This is a genomic window from Bacteroidota bacterium (assembly GCA_035506275.1).
In the GTDB taxonomy this organism is placed as follows: Bacteria; Bacteroidota; Ignavibacteria; order UBA10030; family UBA8401; genus JAGVPT01.
Window position 1 is genome coordinate 1 of the sequence record DATJPT010000009.1, and the last position, 16355, is coordinate 16355.

General features: G+C 52.8%; 18 protein-coding genes. 15 read left to right on the forward strand and 3 right to left on the reverse strand.

Annotation, left to right across the window (positions count from 1 at the left end; genetic code table 11):
* On the forward strand, positions 1-125 hold a 125-nt coding region (locus tag VMF88_07725), incomplete at its 5' end, for a sugar kinase (GenBank protein ID HTY10946.1).
* Positions 126-415: 290 nt separating this feature from the next.
* A complete protein-coding gene (locus VMF88_07730) occupies positions 416-649 on the forward strand; it encodes a protein L (protein HTY10947.1) in 234 nt (77 codons plus the stop codon).
* A 122-nt stretch (positions 650-771) separates the two neighbouring features.
* Here VMF88_07730 and VMF88_07735 read toward each other — a convergent pair whose 3' ends face one another.
* From VMF88_07735 to VMF88_07745, 3 genes are all read right to left on the reverse strand, one after another.
* Complete coding sequence (locus VMF88_07735) at positions 772-1161, reverse strand: DUF1801 domain-containing protein (GenBank protein ID HTY10948.1); 390 nt, start codon at positions 1159-1161, stop codon at positions 772-774.
* A 9-nt stretch (positions 1162-1170) separates the two neighbouring features.
* A complete protein-coding gene (locus VMF88_07740; protein ID HTY10949.1) occupies positions 1171-1581 on the reverse strand; it encodes a hypothetical protein in 411 nt (136 codons plus the stop codon).
* 164 nt (positions 1582-1745) lie between these two features.
* Positions 1746-2180: a YciI family protein gene (locus tag VMF88_07745; GenBank protein HTY10950.1), complete on the reverse strand. Its 435-nt coding sequence runs from the start codon at positions 2178-2180 to the stop codon at positions 1746-1748.
* 455 nt (positions 2181-2635) lie between these two features.
* Here VMF88_07745 and VMF88_07750 point away from each other — a divergent pair, with 455 nt between their 5' ends.
* The 13 genes from VMF88_07750 to VMF88_07810 all read left to right on the forward strand — a co-directional run bounded on the left by VMF88_07750 (position 2636) and on the right by VMF88_07810 (position 16285).
* Positions 2636-3343, forward strand: a complete 708-nt coding sequence (locus VMF88_07750; protein ID HTY10951.1) for a helix-turn-helix domain-containing protein — start codon at positions 2636-2638, stop codon at positions 3341-3343.
* Positions 3340-4686 (forward strand): TolC family protein, encoded by a 1347-nt coding sequence (locus VMF88_07755; GenBank protein ID HTY10952.1) that lies wholly within the window; start codon positions 3340-3342, stop codon positions 4684-4686. Before VMF88_07750 ends, VMF88_07755 begins: the two co-directional genes overlap by 4 nt.
* A 30-nt stretch (positions 4687-4716) precedes the next feature.
* The gene (locus VMF88_07760) at positions 4717-5781 is read left to right on the forward strand and encodes an efflux RND transporter periplasmic adaptor subunit (GenBank protein HTY10953.1); all 1065 of its coding nucleotides are present in this window, start codon (positions 4717-4719) and stop codon (positions 5779-5781) included.
* A gap of 18 nt (positions 5782-5799) precedes the next feature.
* The gene (locus VMF88_07765; GenBank protein ID HTY10954.1) at positions 5800-8934 is read left to right on the forward strand and encodes an efflux RND transporter permease subunit; all 3135 of its coding nucleotides are present in this window, start codon (positions 5800-5802) and stop codon (positions 8932-8934) included.
* A 234-nt stretch (positions 8935-9168) separates the two neighbouring features.
* The gene (locus VMF88_07770) at positions 9169-9831 is read left to right on the forward strand and encodes a sterol desaturase family protein (GenBank protein HTY10955.1); all 663 of its coding nucleotides are present in this window, start codon (positions 9169-9171) and stop codon (positions 9829-9831) included.
* Positions 9770-10645 carry an ATP-binding cassette domain-containing protein gene (locus VMF88_07775; GenBank protein ID HTY10956.1) on the forward strand — a complete coding sequence of 292 codons (876 nt, stop codon included), beginning with the start codon at positions 9770-9772 and terminating at the stop codon, positions 10643-10645. The genes VMF88_07770 and VMF88_07775 overlap by 62 nt, the downstream gene beginning before the upstream one ends.
* A 28-nt stretch (positions 10646-10673) precedes the next feature.
* Positions 10674-11453, forward strand: a complete 780-nt coding sequence (locus VMF88_07780) for an ABC transporter permease (GenBank protein ID HTY10957.1) — start codon at positions 10674-10676, stop codon at positions 11451-11453.
* Between the two features lie 15 nt (positions 11454-11468).
* On the forward strand, positions 11469-12173 hold the full coding sequence (locus VMF88_07785) for a dienelactone hydrolase family protein (GenBank protein ID HTY10958.1): 705 nt from the start codon (positions 11469-11471) through the stop codon (positions 12171-12173).
* Between the two features lie 168 nt (positions 12174-12341).
* Complete coding sequence (locus VMF88_07790) at positions 12342-12716, forward strand: cupredoxin domain-containing protein (protein ID HTY10959.1); 375 nt, start codon at positions 12342-12344, stop codon at positions 12714-12716.
* Positions 12717-12746: 30 nt separating this feature from the next.
* Entirely contained in the window at positions 12747-13451 is a 705-nt protein-coding gene (locus VMF88_07795) for a methyltransferase domain-containing protein (protein HTY10960.1), read from the forward strand.
* On the forward strand, positions 13451-13900 hold the full coding sequence (locus VMF88_07800; GenBank protein HTY10961.1) for an SRPBCC family protein: 450 nt from the start codon (positions 13451-13453) through the stop codon (positions 13898-13900). Before VMF88_07795 ends, VMF88_07800 begins: the two co-directional genes overlap by 1 nt.
* Positions 13890-15131 carry a beta-ketoacyl-[acyl-carrier-protein] synthase family protein gene (locus VMF88_07805; GenBank protein HTY10962.1) on the forward strand — a complete coding sequence of 414 codons (1242 nt, stop codon included), beginning with the start codon at positions 13890-13892 and terminating at the stop codon, positions 15129-15131. The genes VMF88_07800 and VMF88_07805 overlap by 11 nt, the downstream gene beginning before the upstream one ends.
* Entirely contained in the window at positions 15128-16285 is a 1158-nt protein-coding gene (locus VMF88_07810; protein ID HTY10963.1) for a geranylgeranyl reductase family protein, read from the forward strand. Before VMF88_07805 ends, VMF88_07810 begins: the two co-directional genes overlap by 4 nt.
* Positions 16286-16355: the final 70 nt, after the last annotated feature.

Genomic DNA, 16355 nt, shown 5'->3' on the forward strand with positions numbered 1-16355 from the left:
AAGCGGTGAAGCTTGGGTGGGCTCACGGGGCATTGCTGACGAGCTTTCCGGGGGATACAACGATGGCAACAGTCGAACAGGTCCGCGCGTTTGCCAAAGGCGGATCGGCTCGCATTCAACGATAACAACAGCAAGCAGAAATTATTAGAAGCCGACATCTGAAAAGATGACGGCTTTTTTATTAGTGCGGCGATTAAATGGGGGTTTATATGCTTGACAAAGAGGGTTTGTCTTCTCTACGGTGGTTCACGTAGGCACAATCGTGATAAAATCACTCAATCTTTGGCCATTTTTGCTCAATTTCGCAAATTATTACGAATTTATTGGACTTTTGCGTTGCTTTTAATCACAGCCAAGTGCCCCTGAGATTCAGATTTTGCCAGCGAGGACGTAGGTAAAATTACGGAGGTGATTTATGGCATTCTACAAATACTCGAGGTTCCTGCAGCAAAACAATAACAAGCTGTTCGATGAAATTTATGCGCCGGGACAGGCGACGCCGAGTTCGGGAATCTACCGGTGCGACGGATGCGTCCGCGAAGTTACTGTTGTTGCTGGGACCGCGCTTCCGCCGCAAAATCATCACGCGCATGATGCAACGCAGGGAAGCATCCGGTGGCGCCTGATCGCATACACCGCGAATCAGTGAAGAAAAAGCGCAGAGGAAAATCGTCTTCGGGAGCAGGCTTTTGTGCTGAATGATCTATTTCCAAAATCCATTATTGATGGAACGCAGCCAATCCTCCTTAACCGGCAGGGCTGAGGAATGATCTACTTCGTCCTTCTCTTTTCTCTTATTGCTTGCTTCAATTTATTTTGCTTTACCCGATCTTTGACAATTTTTATCACCAATGACGCCGGCAGCGGTTTATCGACCGGAAATCGGATCGTCCCTTTCGAGGTATCAAATTTCGCAATGTCTTTCTTGAATTTTTCAAGAAGCGAGGAACTCATTGGGAAGAAACTGCAATGGTTCTTGAACGCTGCGTACGCCACGAGCCCGCCATAATAAAAGAACGTCGGTATTTGATAACTTATCCCTTCCGTTGCGCCGGGAGCTGCCGATCTGATCGTTGCTCGAAGTTTGGAGAGCGTTTTACGCGCCTCACCGCTCAAGGAGGAGAGATATTCATCAACATTTTCCGGCGTTTCTTTTTCCATGATGAACCTCTATCCTTTGGTGACTGGGATTTTCGGCGCCACGAGATTCTGCCGTCGAGATTCGGAGAGCCTCAGCCCCAGTAGTGCAAGCGGGATCGAGGTGACCGCACCGGCGATGCTATACCAAAGAGGCCCGTAATCGCTCATTATTATCCCACCGAAAATCCAAACAACGCTTCCGAAGATCGCCGCGATCCAGACCGCTTTCTTTGCTTTTTCCCTTGCGATCACCGCCGTAAGGTACATTCCCCCGACTTCGAAGATCGAACGATAGCTGAGTGCAAGCAGCACTAACCATGTATCAAACATCGGCTGACCGTACGGCGGGTATATATTCGTCACATGAAAAAAATGATCGGTTGCCAGCGTGATAAGCGTTGTGGCAAAAAAACCTGCTACGATGGCAAGAGTCGTTCGCATAAAAATTGTTTTCAGCTATTCTCCTTTTTATGCATTGTTTAGCCCCTCGATATTGATTTCTTTCATCTATGCATCGAGGTTAAAGCTCTTTTTGCCCTTTGGAGATCTTCGTCCCTAAGAAGCCCCCTAAAATTGACGGGACAGTTTGCCCTCTGTCGCCGAATTTACTGTTGCTTATGAAGCTGTGCCTTGACCGTCGGGCTGTCGGCGGCCTTTTGAACATCTTCAGGAAATTCGTCATTCTCAAATACCCGCCTCACTTCGATGATATCGCCGTCGTCCGCCGGAACTTTTTTTGCCCATTCTACCGCTTCGTTCTTTGACTTCACATTGATCATCCAGTATCCGCCAAGCACCTCCTTGGATTCAACGAAAGGGCCGTCGGTTACTTTCACGTTTCCTTTGGAAAATGAAACGCGGGCGGCTGTCGAAGGGGAGTGAAGACCGTCGAGTGAAATGAGCGCCCCCGATTTAGCCAAGGCTTCATTGTATCTCATCATTCGCTCGACCGCCTCAACCTTCGGAGTGAAATCCGCTCCTGCCTGTTCTCCCTTTTTTCCCTGGTATGCGCTCGGTATCATCAGCATCATGAATCTCATTTGAATAACTCCTTATAATTGGTGGAGGGCGGCTGAATGCCGGCCCGTGATAGCTTGTTGAACATTATAGTCGAACGACGATAGTGGACCTCGACACATTTTATAGTGAATGGACGGATCGTTCTTTGTAACTCTTTCCCAATAAGAGCTGATTCTCTTCCGTAGAGATTTCCTCGGAGCGATCGCGGGAAGGAAGTAGCGAAATATGATAAGGATGTCGACAATTCATAACAAATGTAGATCGTTTTCAGTGCGTGAAAATCCGGCTGATCTTTTTGATTTGTATTCCGTTATTGCATCAAACAATTGTTTTGAGACGGTGCTGGCAAACACCAAAAAATTGACGGGAAAAATGAAAAATATTTAACGGTTTTTTTTGTAACAAAACTACAATTTTTTCCGTATAATGACGTCATAATAAATGACCGATAGTATAATTTTTAATTGGAGAGTCAGTGGGTATTCCAGAACGCAAAGAACGGGAGAAAGAACGCAGAAAAGAAGAAATTCTCGATGCAGCCCATAGAGTATTTGTCGAGAAAGGGCTGACGACAGCAACAGTCGATGACATAGCTGCCGCTGCAGAGTTAAGCAAGGGGACGCTCTATCTCTATTTCGACAGCAAAGAAGACATCTACATCGCGCTTATGATGCGGGGGCTCCGTCTGCTTTATGGAAAATTCGACAATATAATCATCGGTGAGACGTCCGTTGTGAAAATCCTGCACCGGATCGAGGGGGAATACATAGAATTCTTCAACAACGACAGGCACTTTTTCCGGATGATGGACTCGGCACACAGGCCAAACGTTCACAAAGAGATTTCCGAGGAGATGCGGAATTTGTACAAGTCGGAAAGCCAAAAGAACTGGGCGCAGATCATCGAGCTGTTCGACCGAGGAGTGCGCGAGAAGAAAATCCGGGATGACATCAATCCGGTGGACATGGCGATCATCATCTGGTCGAACGCGACCTCCCTTATGACCCGGATCGACAGGGAAGGAGATATCTGGTTGAAGGAGAGGAATATCGACCTGATGAAAACGCTGGAGGCCTCCTTTCATCTCCTTATGGACGCTATCCTGACCGGCGAAGGGCGGGCCGAATATGAAGCTCTTTTGGAAGATGAATACGTTAAACATGATAACTTGAGGAATCAATGAAACGCCGATCATTATTAATTGCCGGCCTCGCTGCTTTTTTTTCGTTGACGGCGGGGGCGAAGCAAAAACTTGTATTGTCAATCGACGACGCAATTCGCATAGGACTCCAGAACAGCAAGGCTCTTCATAGCTCTCAATTCAAGCTCGATGCGGCGGCTGCAAAAGCGAGCGAGACAAATACTCTGGCGCTTCCATCGCTGAAATTCAACGGGGTGTACACCCGGCTCAGCGAAGTTCCGCCGGAAGCGGTGGATCTACCGGCAAATTCATTCGCCCCCGGTTTCCCCCCGACCGATCTTTCGCTGACGCTGTCGCCGACGATCCTGGACAACTATTCTCTGCGCGCAACACTCGCACAGCCCCTCTTCACCGGGAAAAAAATTTCCGGAGCGATCGAAGCGGCAGATTATTCAGCCCGCGCAACGGAGCAGGATCTCCGCAAAGATAAAGCCGACATCACCTACGGAATCCAGGAAGCATACTGGGTCTTGTACCAGGCGATCGAGGCAAAGCGCTTCGTGGATGAAAATGTCGATCAAGTACGGATTCACGAGACCGACGCAGACAACCTGCTAAGGCAGGGCTTACTCACCAAAAATGACCTGATGAAAGTTCAGGTGCAAATGTCCGACGCTCTGGTCCGGCAGATCGACGCTGAGGACGCAGTGCAGCTGGCGATGTATTCGCTCAACAATACGCTCGGCCTTCCGCTCCAGACGCAGATCGAGCTCTCGTCCGCCATTCGGGTCAACGACCGGTCATGGGATGCGGTGGACTCGCTGATCAAGTCCGCCATGGACAGACGCCCGGAAGTTCTGGGAATGGATGCGCGCGTCAAAGCGGGGGAAGCTGGCCTTGAATCGGCGCGGGGCTCGTGGTGGCCTCAAATCTATTTGGTCGGGAATTACAGCTACCTCAACCCCAACACGCGCTATTTCCCCGTCGTAGAACAATTCAAGGGAACCTGGGATCTTTCCGTTTCTTTGTCGTATGACATCTGGAACTGGTGGCAGACCGGCTATCAGACTGCACAGGCGCAGGCACAGCTGGCGCAGGCGCAAGAGGGGCTTTCGATCGTTCGGGACGGCGTGACGCTTGAAGTGACCCAATGCTATCTCTCAATAGAGAAGGCAAAGGAACGGAAGGCGGTCTCGGAGCAGGGGGTCGCACAGGCGGAAGAGAATTACAGGATCATGACTGGCAAATACAAACAAGGCCTTGCGGTGAACTCGGACCTTCGCGATGCTGAGGTTGAGCTCCTTCAGGCAAAATTGAATCTAACTCAATCGTTGGTCAACTATCAACTAGCGATTGCCCGTCTCACGAGGGCGATCGGCGAATAGCATGGAACAATACTGAAGAGGAAATTACTCATGAGTACAAGGAATCGATTATTACTGATAGGCATCGTCGTCGTGGTGATTCTGATTGCGCTGATTGCAAGGAACAAGGCCGCGCTGAATTCGGAAACCGGCGGCGAATCCATCGAGACGGCAACCTCTGTCTCGGTGGTTCCGGTTCAAAAAGAGGCCCTCAACGAAAAAATCTCCGCCGTCGGAACGCTCAATGCCATCAACGACGTGGTGGTCCTGTCGGAAACCCAGGGACGGATCCTCAAAGTGGATTGCGAAGTAGGAGACTATAAAACGGCCGGTTCAGTTCTCGTCGAAGTTGACAGCGAGCTTAAGGAAGCGGCTTTCAAAATGGCGGAGGTGACGTACGAACGGGCGAAAAAGGATCTGCAGAGATATGAAACCCTCTCGACCGAGCATTCTGTTTCGGATGCACAGATCGAACAAGCCCGCTGGTCGTATCAATCGGCGGAAGCGCAGTACATCACAGCGCGCCGCCAGCTGACGGATACGAAGATCACAACCCCGATTTCGGGTATCGTCACGGCGCGCTACGTGAACCAGGGGACAATGGTCATGGGAGCTCCGCAAGCGACTCAAATTGCGAATGTCGTCGACATCTCAAAATTGAAAGCGAAGATTTTCGTGGCGGAAAAAGATGTCTTTCGGATTCATACGGGCGATACGGCGGAGGTGACGACCGACGTGTATCCGCAAACGACTTTTTTTGGAACGGTTTTCACGATTGGTTCAAAGGGGGATGAAGGGCATACGTATCCGGTTGAAGTTCTGCTGACAAACTCAAACCGGCAATTACGGGCAGGAATGTTCGTGACGATAACCGTGAGGCCGAACTCGAACGGCGCGGTGACGGTCATTCCCCGCGAGGCGATCGTGGGAAGCATCCAGGACGCAAAAGTCTTTGTCGTGAAGGACAAGATCGCAAAGCTCCGGTCCGTGGTAGCGGGCAGGGAGATCGGTACCAACGTCGAAATCACCAGCGGTCTCGAAGTCGGGGAAACCGTCGTGACCGACGGCCTGAACAATTTAAGCGACAACGCTCAAGTCATCGTTCGCAACGAGTGACGCTAAAGGATCAAAAACATGACGATTACTGAATTATCAATAAAACGACCGACGCTTGTTGTCGTTATTTTTTCCGTGCTCGGAGTCCTCGGCCTCTTCAGCTACTACGAACTTAATTACGAGCTGTTGCCGAAGATGTCCATTCCCGTCGTGACGATTTCCACCGTCTATCCGGGGGCCTCTCCCTACGAGGTAGAGAACAACGTAACGAAAGTCATCGAGGACGCCGTGTCCGGCATCGACAAGATCGACGACGTCCGATCGTCCTCCCTTGAGGGCTTTTCGCTCGTCATCATCGAGTTCAAACAGGACGCGAACATCGATTTTGTCGTACAGGATGCGTCGCGAAAAGTCAACGCTATTGTCGCAAATCTACCGACGGATGCGAAACAACCCACCGTCTCCAAAATTGCCTTCGATGAGATCCCGGTGCTCAGAATGGGGGTCACGAGCGCAATGGATTCGCGGCAATTCTATCAGTTCCTGATCGACCGGGTCCAGCCGCGCATCGCGAAGATTGCCGGTGTCGCTCAGGTTTCTCTTTCGGGAGGAGATGAAAGAGAGATCCATGTCAACCTCGATGCGAACAAAGTACGCGCGTATGCGCTTTCAGTGCCGCAGGTCGTGCAGGCGGTTCGAAGTGCCAACATGGATTTCCCGACGGGGAACTTCAAGGATTCCGACGAACAGTTTGTCGTCCGCGTTGCGGGAAAATTCACTTCCATCGAGGATCTGCGAAAACTGGTCGTCGGCCGTACGCGGCTCGGAGGCGATGTCCATCTGGACGAGATCGCTGAAATCCAGGACGGCCGGAAAGATTACGAGCAGATCAACCGCGTGAACGGCGTGACCTCCGTCGGCATCCAGGTTGTCAAGCAGTCCGATGCGAACGCCGTTTCGGTGAGCCAGCTGGTCCGCGAAGAATTAAAGAAGATCCAGGATGAATACAAGAAGGAAGGAATCACCTTCACGATCGCGGAAGACAGCTCCACGTTCACGCTCGATGCTGCGAATGCGGTCAAGCACGATCTTGCGCTCGCCGTGATTATGGTCGCGATCGTCATGCTCCTCTTTCTTCACAGCATACGAAATTCATTTATCGTTCTTGTGGCGATTCCTGCTTCGTTGATTACCACCTTTGGCTATATGTATGCCATGGGCTTCTCGCTCAATATGATGACGTTGCTGGGAATGTCGCTGGTCATCGGAATTTTGGTGGACGACTCCATCGTTGTTCTCGAGAATATCTATCACCACCTCGAAAAAGGGGAGGAACAGCGCGCTGCCGCTCTCAACGGAAGAAATGAAATAGGGTTTGCCGCCCTTTCCATCACCATGGTGGACGTCGTGGTCTTCCTTCCGCTTTCGCTCGTCAGCGGAATCGTCGGCCAGATCATGAGAGAGTATGCGCTCGTCGTTGTCGGTTCCACCCTGACGAGTCTTTTCGTCTCTTTCACCATCACGCCCACGCTGGCATCTCGGTTTGCAAAGCTCGAAAGGCTCACGGACAGGACGCTGCTCGGAAAATTCGCGCTTGCGTTCGAACGAACCTACCACCGGTTTTCCGAATTTTATCAGAGAATGTTGAAGTGGGCGCTGTCGCATAAGATGAGAGTTGGGTTGGCCACGACGGCATTATTTCTCGTTTCGCTTCTGTTCCCGGCGCTCGGCTTGATCGGAAATGAATTCATGCCTCAATCGGACCGCGGGGAGTTCGGCGTGTCGATCGAATTGGCCCCGGGCGCTTCCATCGAGCAGAACAACCTGACGACGTTGCGCATAGAAAAGATCTTCTCGCAAATGCCGGAGATAGAGAAAGTATTCACCGGCGTCGGCTCCCAGGCGACCGGATCGCTGTCTCTTTCGAGCAACAACCTCACCCAGCTCAACGTCACGCTTGTGCCCAAAGAGCTAAGAAAGAAATCCACATCCGAGGTGGGCGAGGAGATCAAGGCCAAGTTAAAAGAAATACCGGGATTGAAGGTGTTCGTCAATCCGATCGGCCTCTTCGGTTCAGCGGATCAATCGGCCATCCAGATCGCCGTCAACGGAACGGATTTTAACGAAATAACAAAAGCTGCGCTGCAGGTGGAAGATGTCCTGCGGAGCACGCCGGGCACGACCGACGTTCGACTCTCATCCGAGGCGGGAAAACCGGAGATGCGCATCAATATCGACCGCGCGAAAATGGCGCAGCTCGGCCTCTCGGTTGCCGACGTCGGCACGACGCTCCGCATTGCTCTCACCGGGGACGACCAGTCGAAATTCCGCGACGGCACGAACGAATACGACATCCGGATCCGCTTCGACCAGTTTGACCGCACGCGCACGGACGACATCGGGAATATTTCGTTCGTGAATAATCGGGGGCAGCAGATCCAACTGAACCAGTTCGCCACGATTTCTCAGACCTCGGGCCCTACGAAACTTGAACGCAGAGACCGCATCGGCATCATCTATGTCAACGGCCAGACGCTCGGCCGGCCGGTAGGAACGATCATGGGCGATTTCAAAAATAGGATCGCCGGCGTGCAGCTTCCCCCGGGGATTACGCTTGCGTACCTCGGGATGGAGAAGATGCGCGCGGAAGGCTTCACCGACCTGTTTCTGGCGATGCTGACGGGGATCCTCTTCATCTATCTGATCATGGTCGCCCTGTATGATTCGTACGTCTATCCGTTCGTCGTCTTGTTCTCCATCCCGCTGGCAATGGTTGGGGCAATGGTGGCCCTTGCTGCGACGGGAAAAGCGCTCAGCATTTTTTCCATGCTCGGAATCATCATGCTGATGGGGCTCGTCGCGAAGAACGCCATTTTGCTCGTCGACAGGACCAACCAGACACGGCTCGAACACGGGCTCACGGTGTACGACGCGCTCCTTGAAGCGGCGCAATCCCGGCTGCGTCCGATCCTGATGACGACGCTGACGATGATTTTTGGTATGCTGCCTATTGCAGTCTCAACGGCGTCCGGGTCTGAATGGAAATCCGGCCTTGCTTGGGCGCTTATCGGCGGCCTGACGAGCTCGCTCTTCTTGACGCTGATCGTCGTTCCCGTCGTCTATATGAAAGTCGACGAATGGAAGGAAACGATCCCGGCATTCTTCAGCAAACCGTCCGATATTCTTAAGCGGTTTCGAAAAGGCCAGGCGTAAGTTGAGGAGTCCCTCATTTCGTCCAATGGGGGTGTCCGGTTCTTTTTGGGGCGATTTTTTGGCCGACGAGCATGCCTTTGCCCACAGGCCAATAAAGTATCGGCTGAAGCTAAACTTCTTCGGCCTTGACCTTGTCCAAGAAACGATTTCCGTGGCGAAACTTTATCCCGCCCCTGAAGTGTTAGATACCACAAGAGACGTTGGCAACCAACCGGAGTAATAGGAGGAAGAGCCGTGAAAAACTATGTGTCGAATGAAGACAAGTCAGCAAGGATGTTCGAGTCGGATTTTATGGAACTGTTCACGCATATTCACCCGTCGCTGCCGCTCGTGATCTTCGTTCCCGTTGTGGCGTTGTCATTGTACTACACGGACGCACAAATTAGTGCATCGTCCAGGTTCCTTCTCTTTATTGGAGGCTTGTTTGTCTGGTCAGGAAGCGAATATTTATTGCACCGCTTTTTCTTCCACTTTGTTCCGGAGAACGTCTGGGGGAAGCGGCTTCATTTCATTATGCATGGCGTTCATCACGACTACCCGAACGATTCGCGCCGTCTTGTGATGGCCCCAGCCATCAGCGTGCCTCTGGCGACAATGTTTTTTTTCATCTTCAGAACCATTTGCGGACCCAAGTTTGCGTTTCCCTTTTTTGCCGGATTCATTACGGGCTATCTCTTCTATGACATGATGCATTATGCAATTCACCACATTCCGATGAAGAGCAAAGCGGGAAACTATTTGCGGAAGCATCACTTCCGTCATCATTATTCCGACGCGGATATCAATTTTGGCGTAAGTTCGCCGGTATGGGACGTTGTGTTCGGTACCTTGAACAATGAACGGAAAGACAATTCCGAACCTGCGCTCGCAGACGTCAACTCGCGCATCAAACAGTAGTACACTGGATTCATTGGAAGAAGCAATTCTCGAAACTTTTCAGCTGACACGGCGTTACGGAGCGCTCACTGCCGTGAACGCCGTCTCATTTGCTGTCAACCCGGGTGAGATTTTTGGCATCATCGGCCCCAACGGAGCAGGCAAGACCACGACGATCAAGATGTTGACGACGCTCCTCCCTCCGACGTCGGGGAGGGCTCTTGTTGCGAAGTTTGATATCTCCCGCCAAGCCCGTGATGTCCGCCGCTCCATCGGATATGTTCCCCAGTTGGTGTCCGCCGACGGCAACCTTACCGGATATGAAAATCTCCTTCTCTTTGCCAAGCTCTACGACATTCCTTCTAATAAGCGCCTTGACCGCATTCAACGTGCGCTTGAGTTGATGGAACTCTCCGACGCGAGAAACAACCTTGTCAAAACCTATTCCGGCGGTATGATCAGGCGTTTGGAGATCGCTCAAGCAGTGCTGCACCGTCCGCACATTCTTTTTCTCGATGAGCCGACGGTCGGTCTGGACCCGGTGGCGCGTCAATCGGTATGGGCCCAGGTCAAGATGCTTGTTGACCGGGGAACAACGGTGATCCTGACGACCCATTATATGGAAGAGGCAGAGAGTCTTTGTTCACGGGTTGCGATCATGCACAAAGGCAGTATTGTCGCCAACGGAACACCCGAAGAACTTAAAAAAACTGTGGGCGGGAAGAAGACGACGCTCGACGACGTCTTTGCATTCTATTCAGGCAACGCTCTGGAATCCGGAGGAAATTATCGTGAAACATCGCGCGTTCGTCGCACCGCCCGTCGGCTTGGATGATGATCCGGAAGTGACGCAGGCCGGTCTCTTGACTGCGGTATGGAGTTTTGTGCGCAAGACGTTCGTGATCGCTGAGCTCGAAGTGCGGAAGCTGCGCCATGATCCGACCGAGCTGCTGACCCGCGCCCTGCAGCCCGCTCTCTGGATGCTGATCTTCGGTGAAGTCTTCGCACGGCTCCGTTCCATCCCAACCGGCTCCGTTGGTTATCTTGATTTTCTTGCTCCGGGAATTCTTGCCCAGAGCGTTCTCTTCGCCGCGATCTTCTATGGGATCGCAATCATTTGGGAGCGCGATCTCGGCATCATTCATAAATTTTTGGTCAGTCCGACGCCCCGGTCGGCGCTTGTGCTTGGCAAAGCTCTGTCGGCGGGCGTGCGGGGATTGTCGCAAGCGATCATCATCTACCTCCTCTCTATGATCCTTGGCGTGCAGATCAATTGGGACCCGCTTTCATTGCTGGGAATTCTACTGTTTGTTTTCCTGGGCTCCGCACTCTTCTCGACATTCTCGCTCATCATCGCCTGCATCGTCAAAACGCGCGAGCGTTTTATGGGGATCGGGCAAGTGATGACGATGCCTCTTTTCTTTGCCAGCAACGCGATCTACCCGATCGCCATCATGCCGCCGTGGCTGAAAGTCATCGCTCAAGTCAATCCGCTGACGTATGAGGTCGACGCATTGCGGGGATTGATGCTGATCGGGGGGACGAGCGTGTACGGGCTGCCGGTGGATTTTGCGGCGCTGGCTGCGTCCACATCGCTCCTGATCGCGATCGGCGCGGCGCTCTATCCCTCTGTTGTTGCCTAACGTAACGGAGCTTCCATGGAAAATTACATCACACTCAAAATAGCCGACGGCACCGAGATGCGTGCTTACGTTTCTCGGCCGTCCGTCCCCGGAAAATATCCCGGCATTATTGTCTATCAGGAAGCATTCGGCGTCAACGCCCATATCCGCGACGTTGACGGCAGGTTTGCGCGCGAGGGGTATGTCGCCGTTGCTCCGGAATTGTATCATCGCACCGGGGCTGGAATCGAGGGGGACTATAAGGATTTTTCGTCGCTGCAGCCGCATTTCTCGGCCCTCAAAGAGGATCTCGTCGGACAGGATGTTCGTGCGGTGTATGATTGGCTCATCAATGATTCTTCGGTCGACGCTGAGCGAGCGGCATGCGTTGGTTTTTGTTTGGGGGGAAGGATCGCATTCCAGACAAATACGATGCTTCCTGTGAAAGCTGCGATCAGCTTTTATGGCGGTGGAATAGCGGAGACGCTCGTCAACAGGATTCCGCAGCTCCATGGAGCTTCCCTGATGTTTTGGGGAGGACGGGACAAACGGATTCTTCCCGAACACATACGCACAATCATCGATGGATTTCGTGCCGCAAATAAGCCTTATACCAACATCGAATTTTCGGAAGCCGAACATGGCTTCTTTTGCGATGCCCGGCCCGCCTATCACAAGGAATCAGCGCAACAGGCGTGGACCGTTCTTCTTCATTTTCTAAGGACTCACGTCGGCAATTAGGGAGTACCCGATCGAGCGAGAGCCGCCTCGAAGGATCTCTTCTTATCCCTTTCGCAATAATCACCCTCCTCTTTCCCGCTGGAATCTTACGTCCTCATCTGATGTTAAGAAGTCGGCCATGATGCCATGCACCCCCCATTTTTTCCGCCAATCACAGGCAAGTCCAGGATGAAATATTTATTTGCCGTTTTGCTCTTCGCTCTCGCGGCATGCGGAAGTGCTCAACAGTTCGATGCCATCCCCCCGGATGTTAACAGGCAGGATGTCCCTAACGATACAGTCAGCGTGACGGCCGAATCGTTCAGGTTCACGCCTGAGGTCATCCGGGTCAAAACAGGGACGCTGGTGACGCTGAGGATCAATTCGATCGACGGGACTCATGGATTTAAGCTCAGCGCGTTCGGAATTGATGAACGTCTCGACGAAAACGTACCGAAGTCAATTGAATTCTATGTTTCAAGAAAAGGGGAGTATGACTTTCGCTGTTCTCATTTTTGCGGTCTTGGTCATCTCGGCATGACCGGCAGAATCATCGTAGAATAATTTCTAGTTTCGGCAATTTCCGCTATGGTATTGAAGAGACAATTTTCCGATACCCGGCTTGAGATGATGGATCGCCCCGATGCCGATTCTGAAGTGCTGCGGGACGACCTTCGCAACCTGCGCATCATTAATCGCTATTTTGGAGGGCTATCGGCGCTGCGCAAAGCCGTTATGCCGATGATCACGAAGGGAAAAACGAAAGAGACTGTGACAATTCTCGATCTGGCGACTGGCTCGGGGGATCAACCCGTCTCGTTGGCGAAGGCATTCAGGCGGCAGAGTCAGCCGGCGCAGATCACGGCGATCGACAGGAACGAGATTATGCTGAACGCAGCGCGCGAGTACGCCGCGGATTTTCCGGAAATTCATTTTGAGCGCGGCGACATTCTCAGTGTACCGTACGCATCAGCAAGTTTCGATATCGTTACCTGTTCGCTCGCAATTCATCATTGTTCACGTGAAGATGCGGTACGGCTCCTTGGCGAGATGAACCGCCTAAGCCGGCGCGGCTTTGTCGTCAATGATCTTTCGCGAAGCCGGACGGGGGCGGCCACTGCATGGATCTACACGCGGCTCACGACGCTCAATCCAATGACCCGGTACGACAGCGTTGTTTCCGTCCTGAGAGCGTTCACCAAGAAAGAACTTACAGAAATGGCCGCCGAAGCCGGGGTACATCCGGTAAAAATTTTTACGGCCCCTCTTTTTAGACTCGTTGCGGTCAAGGAAAAATAATGGTCAAAGAAAATACCATTTTTATCAAAGCATCCCGGGAGACGGTCTTTGAAACAGCGGCGGACCTCGCTCAATGGCCGGCGATCCTTCCCCATTACCGGTGGATCCGTTATCTCCAGAGATCGCCGCACAAGAATGTCGTGGTCATGGCGGCAAAGCGGGGCTGGATACCGATTCAGTGGACATCGGAGGAAGAGATAGACCGCACCCGCTGTGAGGTCAGGTTCCATCATCTCAAAGCGTTCACAAAAGGAATGGATGTTGTCTGGACGTTCAAAGAAATGAACGACGGCGTCGAAGTGAAAATATCGCATACCTTAACGCCGACAATCCCGGTTATCGGATCATTCATCGCGGATGCCATTATTGGGAATTTTTTTATTCATCATGTCGCGAACCGGACACTGCATCACATGAAATCATACCTTGAAAAACGGCATGGAGCATAGAAGGGTCGTTATCACCGGGTTGGGGGCGCTCACGCCGATCGGTCATGGCAAGGACGGGCTGTGGGAAGGGGTGAAAGAAGGACGGACCGGCATCCGCACGATCACACGTTTCGACACGTCGCAGATCAAAACAAAGGTTGCGGGGGAGATCGATGATTTCGATCCGTTGAATTTTTTTGATGCCAAGTCGGCGCGGCGGATGGATCGCTTTGCACAGCTCGCGCTGGCCGGCGCGGGAATGGCGATCGATGATGCGAAGCTTGCCTTCGATGCAAAAAGACCTCAGGAAAATGTCGGCGTAACGTTCGGAACTGCTCTTGGCGGAGTGGCGGGAGCGGAGCTTCAGCACGAGCGTTACGTGAAGGATGGAATTAAAGCCGTTGACCCGAACCTTGCGCTGACGGTGTTCGGCGGCGCCGGCTCAAGCAATATCGCCATACATTATGGATTCACCGGACCGAGCAATGCCAATTCGAACAGCTGCAGCTCGGGAGCGATCGCGATCGGGGAGGCCTATCGATACATCCGCGACGGCTACGCAGATATTATGATCGCCGGAGGCGCCGAAGCGCCGTTGTATGAACTGACGTTCAGCGCGTTTACGATCATCCGGTCGATGAGCACCAATCCCGACCCGATGACGGCATGCAGGCCTTTCGATCTGCATCGCGACGGGTTCGTGATGGGTGAGGCTTCGGCTGTCCTTGTGTTGGAGGAACTGAGTTCGGCCGTTCGACGCGGTGCTCACATCTATGCGGAGCTTCTTGGGTATGCATGCAACAACGATGCCTACCATCTGGTGCAGCCCCGTCCGGACGGAGACTCAGCTGCCCGGGTGATGAGAGATGCTCTGGCGGATGCAAAAGTTACTCCTGACGGTATCGGCTACATCAACGCGCACGCCAGCGGGACCGTTCTCAACGACAAGTGCGAGACTGTCGCGATCAAAAAAGTGTTTGGCGCAGATGCGAGGACACCCGTCAGCGGCACAAAAGCGATGCATGCTCACGCTCTCGGTGCGACCGGAGCCGTCGAAGCGGTCATCTGCACGCTGATGTTCGACGGAAATTACATTCCGCCGACCATCCATCTTTCGGCCCCCGATCCCGAATGCGACCTGGACTGCGTCCCCAATGCCGGCAGACACGAAAGCGTGAATTTCATCCTTTCCAATTCGTTCGGATTCGGCGGCATCAATGCCGCATTGGTCTTTGGGAGATTTCGTCAATGATGGCAGCGCGAGACAGTTCTTTCGACGTTGTGATCGTCGGAGCCGGTCCGGCCGGATCCACGTGCGCCGCAATGCTGGCGAAGAAGGGGGTCCGCGTGCTGATCTGCGAGAAAGCAAAGTTCCCTCGAGAAAAAATTTGCGGCGATTGCGTCAACCCGGCATGCTGGGACGTATTTAGGACGCTCGGAGTTGATAATGAAATCGCCGCCAATGCCGAACTGATCCTGAATATTGCGATCGCAGACGGGTCGGGGAAGGTTCTGCAGATCCCTGTTGCCGATTCACTTGCCCTGTCCCCACGCCGGCCGTTCATTGCGATCAAACGAAGCATTCTCGATTCTCTGCTCGTACAGCGCGCGGTTGCAGACGGAGCGGTGCTGCGCGAGAACACATCCGTCGATTCGATAGAGGAGGATGGGGGCCGCTGGAAAGTCTCTTTGAGACTTCAGGACTCGGGCGGGGTGGTCCCCGTTAAAGCGGGGATCCTTATCGGCGCCGACGGACGCAACTCTCTTGTCGCCAGACTTCTAGCGGAGAAGGAAACGAAGAATCAAGCCAGGGCAGAATCGTCCTCGGAGAGAATAGGGGTTCAATGTACGGGCCGGAAGCGGTGTCACGCCACTTCGAACCTCCTCATGTATTTTTTTGAAGGGGGATACGGAGGCATGGTCAGCGTAGGCGCCGGCGAAGTAAACATCGCCATGGTTGTTCGCAGAGATCTCGCCCGGCTTGCTGTTGAGAATCCCTCCGTCTTTTTGGAGAGAACGATGTATGCTAATCCGCGAGCTCGAGAAATAGCTTCGGATCTACAGATCGTTGGAAAGATCCGCACCGCCTTTCCGATCAACCCTCAAAAAAACAGTCATCGGCAAACAGGGGCGTATCTTATCGGCGACGCACGCCGAACGACGGAACCATTTACGGGCGAGGGAATTTTGTTCGCGATGCTGGACGGTCTCTTGGCCGCGGGCAAAATTCTCAGGAGGTTGGGATTGCCTGACGGGGGGGTACGAGTGCCTTCTCGCAATCGGATTTGGAGAGATAAGCTCCTTGTCCGGGGGTTGCAAAACAAGGGGATGATTGAGACGGTCGTATCACTCGGCCAGCGGTATAGGGGGCTATCGCAAATTGCGTCGGGCATGATTTTGCGTTGAGGAGAACTTGGCGAAACCCCGGAAGGAACCATTTGTCCTCTTCAAAATGTTGTCATTCATGTTCGGGGAT

Excerpts from the sequence above, each read along its gene's own strand:
- VMF88_07745 (HTY10950.1), bottom strand. The coding sequence starts at position 2,180 with ATGAGATTCATGATGCTGATGATACCGAGCGCATACCAGGGAAAAAAG.
- VMF88_07730 (HTY10947.1), top strand. The coding sequence starts at position 416 with ATGGCATTCTACAAATACTCGAGGTTCCTGCAGCAAAACAATAACAAG.
- VMF88_07775 (HTY10956.1), top strand. The coding sequence starts at position 9,770 with ATGAACGGAAAGACAATTCCGAACCTGCGCTCGCAGACGTCAACTCGC.
- VMF88_07805 (HTY10962.1), top strand. The coding sequence starts at position 13,890 with ATGGAGCATAGAAGGGTCGTTATCACCGGGTTGGGGGCGCTCACGCCG.
- VMF88_07800 (HTY10961.1), top strand. The coding sequence starts at position 13,451 with ATGGTCAAAGAAAATACCATTTTTATCAAAGCATCCCGGGAGACGGTC.
- VMF88_07790 (HTY10959.1), top strand. The coding sequence starts at position 12,342 with ATGAAATATTTATTTGCCGTTTTGCTCTTCGCTCTCGCGGCATGCGGA.
- VMF88_07765 (HTY10954.1), top strand. The coding sequence starts at position 5,800 with ATGACGATTACTGAATTATCAATAAAACGACCGACGCTTGTTGTCGTT.
- VMF88_07810 (HTY10963.1), top strand. The coding sequence starts at position 15,128 with ATGATGGCAGCGCGAGACAGTTCTTTCGACGTTGTGATCGTCGGAGCC.
- VMF88_07740 (HTY10949.1), bottom strand. The coding sequence starts at position 1,581 with ATGCGAACGACTCTTGCCATCGTAGCAGGTTTTTTTGCCACAACGCTT.
- VMF88_07785 (HTY10958.1), top strand. The coding sequence starts at position 11,469 with ATGGAAAATTACATCACACTCAAAATAGCCGACGGCACCGAGATGCGT.
- VMF88_07760 (HTY10953.1), top strand. The coding sequence starts at position 4,717 with ATGAGTACAAGGAATCGATTATTACTGATAGGCATCGTCGTCGTGGTG.
- VMF88_07735 (HTY10948.1), bottom strand. The coding sequence starts at position 1,161 with ATGGAAAAAGAAACGCCGGAAAATGTTGATGAATATCTCTCCTCCTTG.
- VMF88_07755 (HTY10952.1), top strand. The coding sequence starts at position 3,340 with ATGAAACGCCGATCATTATTAATTGCCGGCCTCGCTGCTTTTTTTTCG.